This window comes from Pseudoalteromonas thalassia (assembly GCF_049257215.1).
GTDB classification, from domain to species: Bacteria; Pseudomonadota; Gammaproteobacteria; order Enterobacterales; family Alteromonadaceae; genus Pseudoalteromonas; species Pseudoalteromonas lipolytica_C.
In genome coordinates, this window is sequence record NZ_JBMMUE010000023.1 from 37,632 (window position 1) to 53,919 (window position 16,288).

18 protein-coding genes are annotated in these 16,288 nt (G+C 40.8%); 7 read left to right on the top strand and 11 right to left on the bottom strand.

Going from position 1 to position 16,288, the window contains the following annotated elements; genetic code table 11:
• Positions 1-8 precede the first annotated feature (8 nt).
• Complete coding sequence (gene oadA, locus AAEU31_RS19485) at positions 9-1,781, bottom strand: sodium-extruding oxaloacetate decarboxylase subunit alpha (protein ID WP_138558651.1); 1,773 nt, start codon at positions 1,779-1,781, stop codon at positions 9-11.
• A gap of 15 nt (positions 1,782-1,796) precedes the next feature.
• Positions 1,797-2,045, bottom strand: a complete 249-nt coding sequence (locus tag AAEU31_RS19490; protein ID WP_135925840.1) for an OadG family protein — start codon at positions 2,043-2,045, stop codon at positions 1,797-1,799.
• 532 nt (positions 2,046-2,577) lie between these two features.
• Here AAEU31_RS19490 and AAEU31_RS19495 point away from each other — a divergent pair.
• Both AAEU31_RS19495 and AAEU31_RS19500 read left to right on the top strand, forming a co-directional pair.
• Positions 2,578-2,751 (top strand): DUF1328 domain-containing protein, encoded by a 174-nt coding sequence (locus AAEU31_RS19495; protein WP_064485886.1) that lies wholly within the window; start codon positions 2,578-2,580, stop codon positions 2,749-2,751.
• Between the two features lie 52 nt (positions 2,752-2,803).
• Positions 2,804-2,995: a hypothetical protein gene (locus AAEU31_RS19500; RefSeq protein ID WP_135925841.1), complete on the top strand. Its 192-nt coding sequence runs from the start codon at positions 2,804-2,806 to the stop codon at positions 2,993-2,995.
• A 351-nt stretch (positions 2,996-3,346) separates the two neighbouring features.
• On the opposite strand, the gene AAEU31_RS19505 is transcribed toward AAEU31_RS19500, so the two are convergent.
• A complete protein-coding gene (locus tag AAEU31_RS19505) occupies positions 3,347-4,270 on the bottom strand; it encodes a hypothetical protein (protein ID WP_421968071.1) in 924 nt (307 codons plus the stop codon).
• Between the two features lie 124 nt (positions 4,271-4,394).
• Between AAEU31_RS19505 and AAEU31_RS19510 the strand changes: the two genes are divergently transcribed.
• The gene (locus tag AAEU31_RS19510) at positions 4,395-4,862 is read left to right on the top strand and encodes a YcxB family protein (RefSeq protein WP_421968072.1); all 468 of its coding nucleotides are present in this window, start codon (positions 4,395-4,397) and stop codon (positions 4,860-4,862) included.
• 26 nt (positions 4,863-4,888) lie between these two features.
• Here AAEU31_RS19510 and csrA read toward each other — a convergent pair whose 3' ends face one another.
• The 6 genes from csrA to AAEU31_RS19540 all read right to left on the bottom strand — a co-directional run bounded on the left by csrA (position 4,889) and on the right by AAEU31_RS19540 (position 10,967).
• Positions 4,889-5,080 carry a carbon storage regulator CsrA gene (gene csrA / locus AAEU31_RS19515; protein WP_036970495.1) on the bottom strand — a complete coding sequence of 64 codons (192 nt, stop codon included), beginning with the start codon at positions 5,078-5,080 and terminating at the stop codon, positions 4,889-4,891.
• A gap of 93 nt (positions 5,081-5,173) precedes the next feature.
• Complete coding sequence (locus AAEU31_RS19520; protein WP_138558653.1) at positions 5,174-6,391, bottom strand: aspartate kinase; 1,218 nt, start codon at positions 6,389-6,391, stop codon at positions 5,174-5,176.
• A 6-nt stretch (positions 6,392-6,397) separates the two neighbouring features.
• Complete coding sequence (gene alaS, locus AAEU31_RS19525; RefSeq protein WP_199526249.1) at positions 6,398-8,998, bottom strand: alanine--tRNA ligase; 2,601 nt, start codon at positions 8,996-8,998, stop codon at positions 6,398-6,400.
• Positions 8,999-9,015: 17 nt separating this feature from the next.
• Complete coding sequence (locus AAEU31_RS19530; RefSeq protein WP_135925846.1) at positions 9,016-9,468, bottom strand: regulatory protein RecX; 453 nt, start codon at positions 9,466-9,468, stop codon at positions 9,016-9,018.
• On the bottom strand, positions 9,468-10,262 hold the full coding sequence (locus AAEU31_RS19535; protein ID WP_138558654.1) for a BPSS1780 family membrane protein: 795 nt from the start codon (positions 10,260-10,262) through the stop codon (positions 9,468-9,470). The genes AAEU31_RS19530 and AAEU31_RS19535 overlap by 1 nt, the downstream gene beginning before the upstream one ends.
• 78 nt (positions 10,263-10,340) lie before the next feature.
• Positions 10,341-10,967: a GTP cyclohydrolase II gene (locus tag AAEU31_RS19540; protein ID WP_235382774.1), complete on the bottom strand. Its 627-nt coding sequence runs from the start codon at positions 10,965-10,967 to the stop codon at positions 10,341-10,343.
• Between the two features lie 554 nt (positions 10,968-11,521).
• Here AAEU31_RS19540 and AAEU31_RS19545 point away from each other — a divergent pair.
• Complete coding sequence (locus AAEU31_RS19545; protein ID WP_421968073.1) at positions 11,522-12,595, top strand: TonB family protein; 1,074 nt, start codon at positions 11,522-11,524, stop codon at positions 12,593-12,595.
• A gap of 236 nt (positions 12,596-12,831) precedes the next feature.
• Here AAEU31_RS19545 and AAEU31_RS19550 read toward each other — a convergent pair whose 3' ends face one another.
• Positions 12,832-13,281, bottom strand: coding sequence for a low molecular weight protein-tyrosine-phosphatase (locus AAEU31_RS19550; protein ID WP_421968074.1), 450 nt, complete (start codon positions 13,279-13,281; stop codon positions 12,832-12,834).
• A 9-nt stretch (positions 13,282-13,290) separates the two neighbouring features.
• Entirely contained in the window at positions 13,291-13,797 is a 507-nt protein-coding gene (locus tag AAEU31_RS19555) for a DUF3087 domain-containing protein (RefSeq protein ID WP_421968075.1), read from the bottom strand.
• 117 nt (positions 13,798-13,914) lie between these two features.
• On the opposite strand from AAEU31_RS19555, the gene AAEU31_RS19560 reads away from it, so the two are divergent.
• The 3 genes from AAEU31_RS19560 to AAEU31_RS19570 are packed head-to-tail and all read left to right on the top strand — an operon-like array spanning position 13,915 to position 15,709.
• Entirely contained in the window at positions 13,915-14,562 is a 648-nt protein-coding gene (locus AAEU31_RS19560) for an energy transducer TonB (RefSeq protein WP_421968076.1), read from the top strand.
• Positions 14,563-14,568: 6 nt separating this feature from the next.
• Complete coding sequence (locus tag AAEU31_RS19565; RefSeq protein ID WP_421968077.1) at positions 14,569-15,120, top strand: RNA polymerase sigma factor; 552 nt, start codon at positions 14,569-14,571, stop codon at positions 15,118-15,120.
• On the top strand, positions 15,110-15,709 hold the full coding sequence (locus tag AAEU31_RS19570; RefSeq protein ID WP_421968078.1) for a hypothetical protein: 600 nt from the start codon (positions 15,110-15,112) through the stop codon (positions 15,707-15,709). The genes AAEU31_RS19565 and AAEU31_RS19570 overlap by 11 nt, the downstream gene beginning before the upstream one ends.
• The last annotated feature ends 579 nt before the right edge of the window (positions 15,710-16,288 follow it).

A 16,288-nucleotide genomic window follows, 5' to 3' on the forward strand; every position in this document is an offset into this window, starting at 1 on the left:
TCTGTCTCCTACGCCAGTGCGATTAATGCATCGCCAGTGGCAACAGAATCACCTTCGGCAACTAAAACTTCAGCAACCGTGCCGGTATGTGCAGCGCGAATTTCAGTTTCCATTTTCATCGCTTCCATAATGATGACTACATCACCTTGATTTACTGTTTGGCCTGGCTTTACTTTCACTTTGAAAATATTACCCGCCAATGGCGCGTTTAAAGTTTCGCCAGCAGACGCTGAAGCAGACTGAGGAATTAACTCACTGTCTTTTAAAGTCACCTCTTTAAGCTCACCACCTTGCGCTACAACGACATCGTAAACTTTGCCATCAACTTTAACGCTGTATTGCTCAGCTTTTACTGAGTTTGCAGCAGCTGGTTTGCTTTCTGGCTTAGCAACTTCACCTGTAGGAATAGCTTCAAATGCATCAGGATTATTTCGGTTTTTAATAAACTTAAGACCAATTTGTGGAAATAATGCATAGGTAAGCACATCATCAATCACATCATCAGCAAGCTCTAAACCTTGCTCTTTAGCTTCTTTTAATAATTCAGCTTCTAGCTTCTCAAGTTCAGGTTCAAGTTTATCTGCAGGACGACAAGTAATTGCTTCTGCGCCATCTAGAACACGCTCTTGTAGCTCTTTATTCATAGGCGCTGGCGTTGCACCGTACTCACCTTTAAGTACACCAGCGGTTTCTTTGGTAATCGTTTTATAGCGCTCACCAGTCAATACATTAAGTACCGCTTGCGTACCCACAATTTGAGAGGTTGGAGTAACCAGTGGAATATAGCCTAAGTCTTCACGAACACGTGGGATCTCAAGTAATACTTGATCAAGCTTATCGGCAGCACCTTGCTCTTTAAGCTGGTTTTCCATGTTAGTTAACATACCACCTGGCACTTGTGCTAATAAGATACGGCCATCAACACCTTTTAGGCTACCTTCAAAAGCAGCATATTTTTTACGAACATCACGGAAGTACGCGGCAATTTCTTCTAGTTGGTTTAAATCTAGGCCGGTATCTCGCTCTGTGCCTTCAACAATCGACACGATTGTTTCTGTGGCGCTATGACCATAAGTCATACTCATAGAAGAAATTGCGGTATCAAGCATATCGATACCTGCATCTATAGCTTTTTGGTAAGTTGCAGTACTTAATCCTGTCGTCGCGTGACATTGCATCGCGATAGGAATAGATACGGTTTCTTTTAAACCTTTGATTAACTGCTCACAATCATATGGCTTCAATAAACCAGCCATATCTTTAATACAAATAGAATGACAGCCTAGTTCTTCGAGCTGTTTCGCAAGTTTAAGCCACATATCAAGTGTGTGTACTGGGCTTACGGTGTACGAAATAGTACCTTGAGCGTGTGCGCCTACTTTAACCGCTGCTTTAATTGCAGTTTCAAGATTACGTACATCGTTCATAGCATCGAAAATTCGGAACACATCTACACCATTTTTATGGGCTCGTTCTACAAACTTTTCGACAACATCGTCTGCATAATGGCGGTAGCCTAAAAGGTTTTGTCCGCGCAATAGCATTTGCTGTTTAGTATTTGGCATTGCCGCTTTTAATTCGCGAATACGTTGCCAAGGATCTTCACCTAAATAACGGATACATGAGTCAAAGGTTGCTCCACCCCATGATTCAATAGACCAATAACCTGCATTATCAAGTTTTTCAGCCATGGGTAGCATGTCGTCTAAACGCATACGCGTGGCCAATAAAGACTGATGAGCGTCACGCAATACTAATTCTGTAAGTTTTAATTTAGCCATGTTTAAGCTGCCCCATTATTTTTGTTTATTACGAAATTGTGCAATTGCAGCGCTGATCGCGGCAATATGTGCCTGAGGCACACCCTGTTGAGGTTGAATTTTTGCTGTTCGTGTTGGCTCTACACTTGTAGGATCATCGAATCGGCTTACAACTTTTGACATTAAAATAACCGCAGATATTAAAATGCTCAGAAAAACAAACACGCCAACCATGCCTGTTACCATTAAGCTGCCTGCAGTTGTGAGCAATTCACCAATATCCATACAACTCCCCTTCGATGATTAAAAATAAAAAATCATTTTTGTTAAATATTTATTCATCAATAATAACAAACAAAAATGATTTGTATAGCCTATTGTAAATTGGTAAAACCAATTAAACTCAAAATAACATAGAGCACAACTAATTAACACCATACTATTTCAGCAATTAACCTTACGTTATAGATGATAAAAATAATGAACATAGCCATCAGTTATATTAAAGCAAACCAACGAAAAGCAAGTTCTGTTCAAAAACCCTGCTTAACAAGGTGTTACAGTAACAACCCATAACAAAAAGTGAAATTGGTCTTACCAATAAAGACAAAACTAAATATAAAATGAATTTAATTAATATGAAAAAATATCACTATGAATAAGTTACACGCTTGATCGTAAAAGTTACCAAAAGAATAACCATGCCCCGACCACAAAAACCGCTAAGCAACTGAAATATAAAGATAATAATGATTGGCATAAAACTCGCTTTATTCAACTCGACCATTTGAAAAATTAATTAGGCAAGGAGACCACTATGTTACGCTGGACCATTACTTTTTTAGTTATTGCATTAATCGCTGCAGTGTTAGGTTTTGGCGGTATTGCTGGAGCCGCAGCAGGCATTGCTAAGATTATCTTTTTCATTTTTTTAGTATTGCTTGTTATTTCGTTAGTGTCAGGTGCTCTTAGAGGCAACGTACCTAAGTAAAGCAAGTTAAAATTTAATTAACCCTAATATTTAATTTACAAGGAATTTAGTTATGAAAAATTCAACTTTAAAAGCCGCTACTATCGCCCTATTTTCAGGTTTATTCATTATGGGCTGTGAAGACAACTCAGCAGAGGAAGCCGGTGAGCGTATAGATGAAGCAATCACTGATACTCAAAATGCAGTTGAAGATGCATGTGAAGAAGTTAAAGAAGGTGTTAAAGCAGAAGAAACTAACTGCTAATATCACACCTTACGAAAAAAGCGGCCTAGTGCCGCTTTTTTGTGTATGCAATTTAGCAACTCTAGGTTGCCTACTGCTTGTGTCAAGAAACTTACTAACTTGTTGGGTTTCACTCCGTTCTACCCTATGTCATATTGGTCGTCATTTATGGCGACACATGTTTTATCACTCATACATAACGGGCTAAAGCCCGACTTACAGCTGCATTAATTGAGAAAATCGCGCGAAATAAATTTCACGCCTACGCGAGCCTCAAGTTAGCAACTTTACTCTTTCCCATTGAAACTCGCTAACTTGTTGGGTTTCACTCCGTTCTACCCAACCTACAAGCTGATGGCTAAGAGTACGTTTTCATTCACAAGACGTTGTGAGAGGCTTATTTGTCGTTACACTCGCTATGTGCCACTGACCGTCGATAAAACTCACTTTTGCGACATCACTTACGGCAAAATCACCGGGGACATTTAAGCGCGTTAAGTTACTCGCTAACTGTTGTGTACAGTATGGCCCTGTATCACCATGCATCACGAGCACTGGCTTATTGGTATGCTTTGCAAAATCGCTGATGGCATCTCGGTATACTTTAAAGGCATCACAATCGGCGCGCAGTGACTCACTGCAAGCGGATTTACTGGTTGGGTGGTAAATATCTGCCTGAAAGCCAAACACATAGGCCTTAGCATCCTGATGAACATGTGCTTGCTTTAGCCAAACAAGATTGTATTTATCACGCATATCGGCGGCATCCAGTGCTGCGTTTTTATCACTTTTTAAGATTTGCGAGCGACCATTAAAGGTGCCCGGTATATGCAAGGTACGAAACTCAATGCCATTAAATTGCCATCGGGCATTTTCTAGCATCTCTGCTTGTGTCGCATAACCCTGTAGCCGCTTTGCTTTTTGTGTATAAGCATCGTCGAACATTAAGCCTTTTATAAAACTTAGCCGCTCAAGCTCATCAAAACGCACAGATAGCTTTTCTCGGTCGCAATCGGTCCATTCATTATCACCTGGGGTGTAAATAAAAGGTTTTTCGGTCAACGATGTTAGTAACGCCTTGTTAGTTTGCAAAAGCTTATTCGTGCATGCAAGTGAGCCCGATTTCATATCGCCCAAGTGCATCAAAAATTCATGAGGTGTCGCTGCGATTGCCTTGGCAATTTTTCCGCCTTCTGCGAGATTAATTTCATCTATTGGGGTGTATGGCATATCGCCCATAACCAAAAAAGTATTTGTAGTCATTGCAAGTGCTAACGACATTGAACTAACAAACATATAGCTTACACCTTTAAAATACACATACCTTAAGCTCTCACAATGACAACTAAATGAAAACCAACTGCGGCAGATTTTTTTTATCAATGTTAAACTGCTATCAGCAAATTAAGTGAGTCCACGAATGACATTAACTACAACTTACACATTAGATAAACCGTATTACTACGAGTGCTTTAATGAGTCTTTACCCTACTCATCTCAGGCTAAACCTAAATATCCTCTGTTAGCATTGCTCATAACATTAGGCCTACTAGCCTTTTACCAGTTAGAAAACCATTATTTAGGTAGTTTTATGATAATGCTTGCCGTAGTGGAGTGCTTATCGTTTTATTATAAACGTCCATGGTGGGTGGCCAGACAAATGATGAGTCGTGCTTCAGGTAGTGAAGTAACTATCGTGTTTGATGATGAAGGTGTTAAAGCCGAAAATCCCTATAAACACTATCAACTAACATGGCAACAAATCACAGACATAATTGAGACTGAGCGAGGCTATATTTTGAAAGCTAGTCGAGGTATGCAATACCTGTCTAAAAAAGCGCTAAATGAAGAGATTGTTGCAGAACTAAATAAAAGAGCCACTCAATGAGTGGCTCTTAAAATATCTTTCGCTGATTAAACGTTGCCCGGATTTGGGTTAGATTTCTCTGCTTGGATGCGCATGTAGATTTCTTCACGATGTACTGATACATCTTTAGGCGCATTAACACCAATGCGAACTTGATTTCCTTTAACACCAAGAACAGTAACTGTAACTTCGTCACCGATCATAAGGGTTTCACCTACTCTACGAGTTAGTATTAGCATTCTCTTGCTCCCATATTCCAAAAAATTAAAAGATTCCGCGTCAAAAACATTCTAATGAAATCTAGACTTAAAAGTAAGTAAAAACTCTAAATCTTATTCATTTTCAGTTAAAAAAACTTTGTGCAGCGCACGTACTGCCAGCTCTAAATATTTTTCGTCTATTAGAACTGAAATCTTAATTTCAGATGTCGACACCAAAATGACTTTGATGTTTTCTTCGGCAAGCGCATTAAAAAATAAACTTGCTACTCCAGAGTGTGACTTCATCCCCACTCCTACTGCTGACACCTTAGCAACATTGCTTATTCCTTTAATAGAATCTGCGCCAAGCGCAGCCTGATTTAAGGTTAAAACTTCCAATGCTTGTTCAAAATCATTGGTGTGCACAGTAAAAGCATAGTCTATTTTTTCAAAGTTATGATTAACTTGATTAATCATATCAATTTCGATACCAAACTCTGCAAAAAGTTTCGTAATTTTAGCCAGGTTTTCAATCCCATATTGCATTTGATTGATATAAATCAAACTTTCATCACGATTGAAAGCAATACCTGACACAATATTTGCTTGCACTTCCGGTTCCTCAAAACTGATCAAGGTCCCTTGATCTGGGTTAAAACTCGATAGTACTCTGAGCGGTATATTGTATTTTCCTGCCGCTTCTACACTACGAATATGCAATACCTTAGCACCTAAACTCGCCATTTCGAGCATTTCTTCGAAAGTAACATGGCTCATTCGACGAGCATTTGGTTCAATACGCGGATCAGTTGTATATACGCCATCAACATCGGTATAGATCTGACATTCGTCAGCATTAATCGCTCCCGCAATCTCAACTGCTGAAGTATCAGTACCACCTCGGCCAAGTGTGGTGATATTACCTTCGATATCTCGGCCCTGAAAGCCTGCGATTATAGCAATACGGTTGTGCTCAAGCTCATGCTTTAAACGAGTCGCTGCAACCTCTTCAATACGCGCTTTACCAAACATATTGTCGGTGCGAATGTTGACCTGATCAGCCAGCAAACTTACCGCTGAGTGGCCACGTTTAATGATAGCCATTGCCAGTAAAGAAACAGACACTTGCTCACCTGTGGTAAGCAGTACATCAAGCTCACGGGCGCTTGGTCGAGAATCGATTTGTTTAGCGAGTTGAATAAGACGGTTAGTTTCTCCCGACATAGCCGAGAGCACCACCACAACTTGATGGCCTTGCTGCTTGGTTTTTACAACAAGGTCGGCGACGGCCTCAATTCGCTCAATTGAGCCAACTGAGGTGCCACCGAATTTTTGGACGATAAGTGCCACTAGTAGTTAAGAACGCTCAGATAACCAACCAGTTACACTTTCTAAGGCTGCTGCAAGGTTCTCTGGCTGAGTACCACCAGCTTGTGCCATATCAGGACGACCACCGCCCTTACCGCCTACTTGTGCAGCCATGTGATTTACAAGCTCACCGGCTTTCACTTTACCTGTTAGGTCTTTAGTTACACCTGCAATTAGGCTTACTTTGTCGCCATTAGCTACGCCAAGGGCAATAACACCTGAACCAATCTTCGTTTTCAGGTCATCAACCATGCCGCGAAGTGCTTTAGACTCAGTACCAGCAACATCAGCAACCAGTAGCTTAATACCGTTAACTTCAACAACAGAGTCAAGTAACGATGCACCTGCCGCGCTTGCTAGCTTGTCGTTAAGCTGTGCAATTTGCTTCTCAAGGCCTTTTGATTTCTCAAGTAATGCCGTTACTTTTTCAAGTACTGTGCTGCTATCACCTTTTACTAGCGCTGCAACATCGTTTAGTTGTTGCTCTTGCTCACTTACATAAGCAACAGCTTCAGCACCTGTTACTGCTTCAATACGGCGGATACCGGCAGCGATACCGCTTTCTGATACGATTTTAAATAAACCGATGTCACCTGCACGCTTAACGTGAGTACCACCACATAACTCGATTGAGTAATCACCAATGGTTACTACACGCACTTCGTCGTCGTATTTTTCACCGAATAATGCCATTGCACCTTTCGCTTTAGCATCTTCGATAGCCATTAGTTCAGTCTCAAGTGCAAAGTTACGACGGATTTCGTCGTTCACTGCGCGCTCGATTTGACGTAATTCGTCTTTTGTTACCGCTTCAAAGTGTGAGAAGTCAAAACGTAAACGCTCTGGGTCAACAAGTGAACCTTTTTGATTTACGTGCTCACCTAAAATTTGACGTAACGTTTCGTGTAAAATGTGTGTTGCAGTGTGGTTTTTCTTGATGCTATCGCGACGTGCTGCATCAATGGTTGCCTCTGCTTTATCGTTTGTACCAATGCGGCCTTGTACACGACCATGGTGCGCAAATGCATTACCAAGCTTAGTGGTGTTAGTAACGACAAACTCACCGCCAGCAACTTTTAACACACCGGTATCACCAACCTGACCACCTGATTCAGCATAGAACGGTGTGCGGTCAAGGATTGCGATACCTTCTTGACCATCTTCAAGTACAGAAACAGATTGACCTTCATGGAAAAGCTCAACCACAGTGCCTGTGTAATGCTCTGCATCGTAACCTTTAAAGTCTGTGTGTTTTTCAGACTTAAGTTGTTGGTTGTAATCAGCACCAAACTTACCAGCTTGCTGTGCTTGCTTACGTTGCACTGCCATGCACTCTTGGAAGCCGTGCTCATCAATGGTCATAAAACGCTCACGCGCCACGTCTGCCGTTAAATCAGCAGGGAAACCATAAGTGTCGTAAAGCTTGAATACTAAATCACCCGGGATCACATCACCTTTGATGTCTGCTAGGCTTTCTTCAAGAATTGCCAGACCACGTTCAAGTGTTTTACCAAACTGCTCTTCTTCAATACGTAGTACTTTTTCGATAATTTCTTGTTGCTTAGCAAGCTCTGGGTAAGCTTGACCCATTTGCTCAATTAACGCAGCAACAAGCTTATAGAAGAATGCGCCTTTCGCGCCTAACTTGTTACCGTGACGAACCGCACGACGAATAATACGACGTAGTACATAACCACGGCCTTCGTTAGATGGCATAACGCCGTCAGATACTAAGAATGCACATGAACGAATGTGGTCAGCCACAACGCGTAACGATTTATCATCTAAGTCTTGTGCGTTAGTCACTTTAGCCGCAGCTGCAATGAGTGCTTGGAATAAATCGATTTCGTAGTTTGAGTGCACGCCTTGTAAAATTGCAGAGATACGCTCAAGACCCATACCTGTATCAACAGACTGCTTGGGAAGCGGCTCCATTGTACCGTCGGCATGGCGGTTAAACTGCATGAATACTAGGTTCCAGATCTCAATGAAACGGTCACCGTCTTCTTCTGGTGAACCCGGAGGACCACCCCAAATGTGCTCACCGTGATCGTAAAATATCTCAGAACATGGACCACACGGACCCGTATCGCCCATTGACCAGAAGTTATCGCTAGTTGCAATGCGAATAATGCGGTCTTCACTCAGACCTACTTCTTTATGCCAAATGTTGAAAGCATCTTCGTCATCGTGATAGATGGTAACAAGTAGCTTTTCTTGCGGAAGTTTTACAACTTCAGTTAAAAATTCCCAAGCAAACTTAATTGCGTCTTGCTTGAAATAATCACCAAAGCTGAAGTTACCTAACATTTCAAAGAATGTATGGTGACGTGCTGTGTAACCTACGTTTTCAAGGTCGTTATGTTTACCACCGGCACGCACACAACGTTGTGAGCTGGTTGCACGTGAATAAGGGCGGCTTTCCGCACCTAAAAATACATCTTTAAATTGCACCATACCGGCATTATTGAATAATAACGTGGCATCGTTACCCGGGATCAGCGAGCTTGAAGGAACAATTTGGTGTTGTTTAGAGGCAAAAAAGTCTAAGAACTGTTGCCTGATCTGTGCGGTAGTCATATGCTGCATGTGAAAATCTCACCCGTTTATTGCTGTGCTTGCATTGCAAAATCAATTTGTTCGTAATTAAAGCCTCGATACATCAAGTAGCGAACACGTTTCGCTTTTTCTTTCTGGTCGAGTTCTTTACCTGAATTTGAAAACTTCTTTAAATATGCGTCCTGTGCGAGTTCAAACCAATCGATTTCGAACTCTTCGAGCGTCTTATCTAATAATGCTCGGTCTATCCCTTTTGCCATCGCTTCGCTCTGAATGCGTTTTGCACCATGATACTTTGCTAAATGGCGGCGTACAAACCCTTCACAATAGCGCTGCTCGTTAATAAAGTTGTGTGACTCACACCAATCTAACAAACGCTCTGTGAACTCTGGCGTCGCCTCTTTTTGCTGTAACTTTCGGGTTAGATCCCGACGCGAATAATCTTGTCGAGATAGTAACCAAAGTACGTAATTCTTTAACTTTTGTTCTTTATCATCCATTACGCGTCAAAACGTCCTGATTGCGACGGTGATTCAGGCGCATTAGCTTGGTCATCACTTTTTGGTACAACCGGCATAAAAATAGCCTGAAATGACACGAAGAAACTAATGTAACAAATTGGCATTAAAACCAATAGAGGAATAAACGATAAAGGAATACAGATCACCATTAACACGGCACAAATAAGGCCATACACACTCAGTGGTGCCATATTTTTATAAAATACCATAAAAGAGGTTTTTAACACCGCAAACATGTTGCTTTGCTTTTGAAAGTAGACCAAAGGTACTGCGTAGGCAAAAGCCGTTAAATACACACAGATAGCCAATAAAAATACCGCAACTTGCCCCATAGAAATGGTCGCTAATAAATCAGCCAAATGAGCTTGATTTTGAGGGTCAAAAGTCTGACTCGAGATAACAGCGTAAGCATCTGCAAAGATAAAATTAGAAAGTAATGCCAATAAAATACCCGCCGCCATCTGATACACAGCGACTCGCACTAAACCAATACGGTTTCCTTTGTTGCTAAATGGCTTAAAAATATCAGCTTGGCTGATAGTCCCACCTTGTTGTTTTGTGAGCACAGCTTGATAAAACCCCGCCATTAAAAACGGCGTCACAAACGCACCAACAACTTGCAATAGAGGCAGTACTAGCGCCAAAAAGCTAATTACCACTATTAGCAGATGCATTAAGATAAAAGTAAACGGTTGCAGCTTAAAGATTTCCCAGCCTGCTTTAAACCACTTTACGCCTGCACCAGCTTTAAAAACACGAACTTCGATTGACATAATTTCTCATTCAATAACGACAAAACGCACCGAGTATAACTGGGTGCGCTACTTGTTTATAGTCACCTGTTGTGAAATTTATTCAGGCTTTTTAATTTTTTTAATATCAAGCATGTGCGAACCATGTTTGATTTTCGTTTCGAGGTAAGCACGATTGCCTACTACACCTGCTTTAATATGAGCGTGCGTGCCCACAACAGAGTCAACCTCAATGCCTGCATCACGCAGTGCTTTAAGTTTATTTGGGTTATTGGTCATTAACTTAACGTGCTTTTGCCCAAGAGCCTCTAACATTAAAACCGCATCTGAAAAGTCGCGTAAATCATCAGCAAAACCCAAGTGGTTATTCGCTTCGTAAGTATTCATACCTTGTGACTGCAATACGTAAGCATCAATCTTATTGTATAAACCAATGCCACGGCCCTCTTGGCGTAAGTACAGTAAAATGCCGCCTTGCTGATGCATCATTTCGATACACTCATTTAATTGTTCACCACAATCGCAACGTGACGAGTGAAATACATCGCCAGTTAAACACTCTGAATGCATGCGAATTAATGGCACATCTTGCTCAGAGTCGGCTTGATTAAATACTAATGCCACATGCTCTTGACCATCTTTTAAACCACTAAAAGATACGATTTCTGCAGGAATATCACTGTTTTTGCCAACATTTAGCTGGACTCTTGCTCTTACTTGCGCCACGACAAATCCAAAATTAAAAAATAAATGCGATACTGCAAATGTGATTACAACAGCTTGAAGGTTGTAAGAATGCAACATACGACGAGTGATAACTAATATTGAGGCAGTTACCAGCAATTCAAGTATTATACACTCAAACCACCCCAAGATACGAGCTTTGCGCCTCGCTCAAGCTGCGCTTAGCAAACACGATAAACACCCTTCATTTTATACCTAGCTTATTGAATTGAAACAAATTGCTACAAATGAGCATTTAATCGATTCGAAAAAATAGATTAGTTTAATCTAAATAAAGCAGTAAACCTTTTTCAAACCGTTAATAAAAACAACAATAATAGGGAATATTATGAAAAAAGCCTTCGTGCTAATTTGCAGCGCCCTGCTACTAAGCCTGCCAAGTTTGCCAATCAAGAGTCCAGTGAATCGCAACACGTACCTTAAAGCCAAACAGTGACACATCGACTGTAATTTGCTACCTTGCACTTAATGATGATAATAATTATCATCTACAAGTATTAATCCCCTGTTCTTTGGGCAAAATAATAAGGAATATTATGAAAAAGAGCTCACTTGCCTTATGTGTTGCATTACTATTTAGTCAGCAAGGCATTGCCAATGAAACGACCACACAAGAATTTAACGACACCTACCGCGCTTATGTCGCTGCTATAGAAAATAAGCAAGACAGTAGCGAGCTTGCTAAAAAAGCGTTTGAGCTTGGCAAAGAAATTTATGGTGAAAGCGCCGACAACACCGCCAATCTTGCCATTAACTATGCAAACAGCCTAGATAAAAGCGAACAAGAACAACGCTTTGAGTTATATCGCACAGCCTACGAAATACTCGAAAAAAACCACGGCAAGCTAAGTGTACAAGTATATGATTCATTAATCGGCATGGCAGAATCAACTGCCTCAGCTAAGCGCGCTGATACGTATCTTGATGATGTCATTGCTATTGCTGAAAAACAAAACTCAGACAAGCTTGTTGCTGATGCAAAAATGACCGCTGCTCGTATCCTTGCTTATAAAGGCACTGGCGAGCGCTATTACACAGCAAAGGAGTATCTTGAAGAAGCTGATAAGTACTACCAAGAAAACTTACCAAATAACGCTGTCGATCGTATTAGCGCAGACTTTTTAGTTGCCGCATTTGCAGAAAACCAACGTAAATACAGCACCGCTATTGAGCGATTGAATCACGTAGTAAGTGTATTTGATCAAGAGCTAGACTTTGATCATCAAACCGAATTAAACGCCCATTCAAAGCTAGTTCACTTATACGAAAAAACTGGTAAAAGCGACGAAGCAACCAAACACTGCTTAGCGATTGCAAAAATGGTACCTTGGAAAGAAAGCCAAGAACAAGAGCCGTTGTACCGTGTGCCGCCGAAATACCCAATGTCAAAAGCACAACGTATGGAAGACGGCATTGTCGTGATGGAATTTGAAGTCACCCCGTCAGGCTTTGTAGACAACATAACTGTAGTTGACTCTGAAGGTGGTACTGCATTTGAAAGAGAAGCAGTAAAAGCAATGAAAAAATGGCGTTATGCGCCTAAGTTTGAAAATGATCAAGCCATTGCTGCAACTTCTCGGGTGCAATTAGACTTTAAAATAAAAAGATAAATAACAGGGTCGCAATGCGACCCTTTTTATACCAATTCGCTTAATTAAGTGGTCTATTTTGAGGCAAGAAAACCTCGTTGATAGCAAGGCAAACATTTCGTTATTTAGTTGTGCTCGACAATTGCTCCTGCATTGCTCTACCTTCTGCATCCATGCAGTCGTAAATCAGAAATTTTTAACGCAGATAGCGATAGGTTTAATCCCTCAAAATGATTAAGTATTATTGCGGATTGATATTAAAACTTTTTAAGCAGGTTATCGGCTGCGTCCTCAATTAAATCAAGTACCTTTTCGAAACCTTGATCGCCACCATAATAGGGATCAGGGATCTCGCTCTGCCCTGCATCACCATGACTTAAAAACAGCGACAACTTATATTGTAAGTGCTCTGGACACTGAGCTTGTAAATCAGCAAGATTTTGCTTGTCTGCCGCAAAGATTAAATCAAACTCATAAAAATCAGCTTGAGTCACAGGTCGTGAATATATCCCTTTAAAACTATAACCGCGCTTTTCGGCTGCTGCTTTTGAACGTGAATCAGGTGGATTGCCTTGGTGATAGCCAATGGTGCCAGCAGAATCAACTTTAACATTGACACCCAATGCCTTGGCACGGCTACGAAGTACCGCTTCAGCAGTAGGTGAGCGGCAAATATTGCCCAAGCAAACAATCAAAACCTTTTTCATTATTCGTCCTTAAAATTGCTTTAAGATTGACTCATCATAACGTTCTGCATCAAGCGAGAGATTGTATTTTTCTGCCACACCATCAAGCTCTGCCTGCTTAATTGCCAACTCATCCATGGTAATGGTGTTGTCATCAAGCTGCCATAACAAACGCGAACCGGCATAGCTGTAATGAATTGCTAATAAAGCATCTGCATTGCCCTCGCGCCCTGCAGCTTTTAACTTTGGCATTTTTCGAGTAATTTTATTTAGCGCTTTTTTTAGCTCCCACACATAGACAATTTCAGTCATGTAATCATGGTTGCGGTATTTATTAAGCACAAAACCCACCAGCAAACTACACACAACAACACCTAATAGGTTCCAATGAAAATGGCTACCGCTTGGGTCAGGGAATAACGCAATTAATGTTTGTGAAATGGCTAAACTGCCAACGGCTAAAGCAATTACACAAGCAATAATCACTTGGTTTAAATGTTTACGGTAACGGGCTTTATCTATTTGAATAAGTTTCATAACAACCTAAAAAGTCACACTAAAATTAGTGAAAAATAAAAAGTGAAAAAAATTTCACCCCTTTTTTATTTGCCAGCCGTTTTAGCTATGAAAGCAATTATCCAAAGAGGAACGGCTATGCATACTTTACCACTAAACTCAGCAAGCTTGAATAACAGCAATACAGCTTTAAAGACAACCGCAGCAATTATTGGTGGCGGTGTAATGACCTTTGCAGCATTTGCATTTATGCAGTACTTAATTTCTGCTGAGCAAAGAGCCGATGTAAAAACAGGTCCAGATATTACGGTTGAAATTTATGAAGTACCAGAAGATTCAAAAGTGCAAGTAAAGCAAACACTGCCGCCACCACCAGTTGCTAAAATGCCACCAAAAACGCCGCCACGCCCAACGAGTGATAATCCAGATACGGTTGTGGTAGCAGATTTAACACCAACGATGACATTCGATAACATTGGCGACACGCTTAGCAAAAGCATTAACCAACCAACGGGAGATGCAACGCCAATTGTACGCATAAATCCTAAATACCCACCGGTTGCAGCCCGTGATGGGATTGAAGGCTGGGTGCAAATTAGCTTTAGCATTTCACCGTCTGGCGAAGTTATCGACCCAGTTATTATTGATGCCGAACCTAAACGGGTATTTGACCGCGAAGCAATTCGCGCTATTAAACGTTGGAAATATCGCCCTAAAGTTGTTGAAGGTGTGGCACAATTACAAACAAACCAAAGCGTTCAACTTGATTTTAAAATAGATGGATAACGGCCTATGCTAATGAGCATCAAGACATGGTTATTTGACAAGCCAAACACTGATTGTTTGGCGCAGTATGCCAAAACAGGCGACAACCGTTATCTTAACCAACTCGTTGCTCAGTACGGGAACGATCTTTATCACTACCTAGTCACCCAAAGTGATAAAGATCTTGCTCTCGATATATGCCAGCAAACTTGGTTAAAAGTTATTGATAAACGCGACTTTTACAATGAACAGAACAATCCAAAAGCGTGGCTATTTCGTTTAGCACGTAATTTGTTGATTGATGAGTTTCGTAAGCAGCAAAAGTTCGTTGAATTAGAAGACAACCAAGTTTTTTCTGAACCAAAAGGTGCAGAATATCACTACGACTATGAAGCCTTTGATAAAGCACTCATGGCGCTTAGCTTTGTACAGCGAGAAGCACTGACCCTACAGCAAGAAGGCTTTAGTCTCGAAGATATTGTTGCTATTACACAAAGTAACCCAGAGACCATTAAAACTCGGCTGCGATATGCCCGTCAAAACCTGAAACAACAACTAGGAGGCCATCATGAAGCGTAACGACGAGCAACTCGATGCTGATTTAAAAGCACATTTTCAAAAGCGTAAAACACAGCACAGCTTAAGCACCGAACAACTTGCACAAATGCAAACGCCACAAGTAACACGGCCTAAAAAACAACGTTTTTTGAAAATACAAATGGCCAGTTTATTTGTTGCCCTAGCGTTATTTGGCTTTGTTATGCTTGAATATAATTATCGAGAACTAACAAACATTTATGCTGTTGATCTTTCTGATTATCAGTGGGTAGAAGTTCACGAGCTCGACTCTAAAGGCAGTTATGTAAGCAATCTAAAGCAGCAAAAGCAAACGCTAGATACTAACTACCAACAAGCATTAGCCAATCACCAAGCCCGCACCAGCTTCACGGGGCGTCTAGTCAGTGTTGATAACGACTGGTATATCGCAGACTGCGAGCAAAATGTACTCGTACAAATTAAACAATCGCTACTTGAAGAATTACAAAAGCACGGCACCCTAGATACCCATATTCACCAAGGTGACCTACTGGCACTTGACCAAAACAAACAAGGCCAAATTATCGCTCTCAAACAGCTAACCCACGAAGCGAAAAAGTGTGCATCTTAATAAAACGAGTTAGCGAGTTACAAGTTTTTAGGTTGCAGCGGATTTACCCCGCGTAGGCGTGAAATATATTTCGTGCGATGGATTAGAGAGCCATCAGCTTGTAGGTTGAGTAGAACGGAATGAAACCCAACGATAATGGTATCGTCAGATATCCGATTCAAAGCAAAATAGCTGTAAGTTATAACCTAAACGACTATTACGATATTTAGACTTAGGAAGTAGAATAACTCATTGTAAAACAGGTTTAGCACTAGCTACCCCATATAAAAACTTTTTAGATCTTCAATTTGCTTCACCGTTTTTATTATCTCTTTGTAGCTATCTTCTTGAAATAACTTACTATAAGTATTTGAGCAAGTATTGGATTCATTATTGTATTTTGAAAACTCCTTTTTACAATTTTTGTTATCAGGATGTGCGGGCAATTTTACCCCTAACATTTTTAACAATGTAGCCTCTGTTGTGGTCAACTAATTCCGGACAGTGAATTAAGTTTTTCTTCTGCTATAGCAGGGGCAACCATTTGATTATGGCTATGTGGCCTGCGCCAGTTATAATAATTCATCAAATAATTACTAA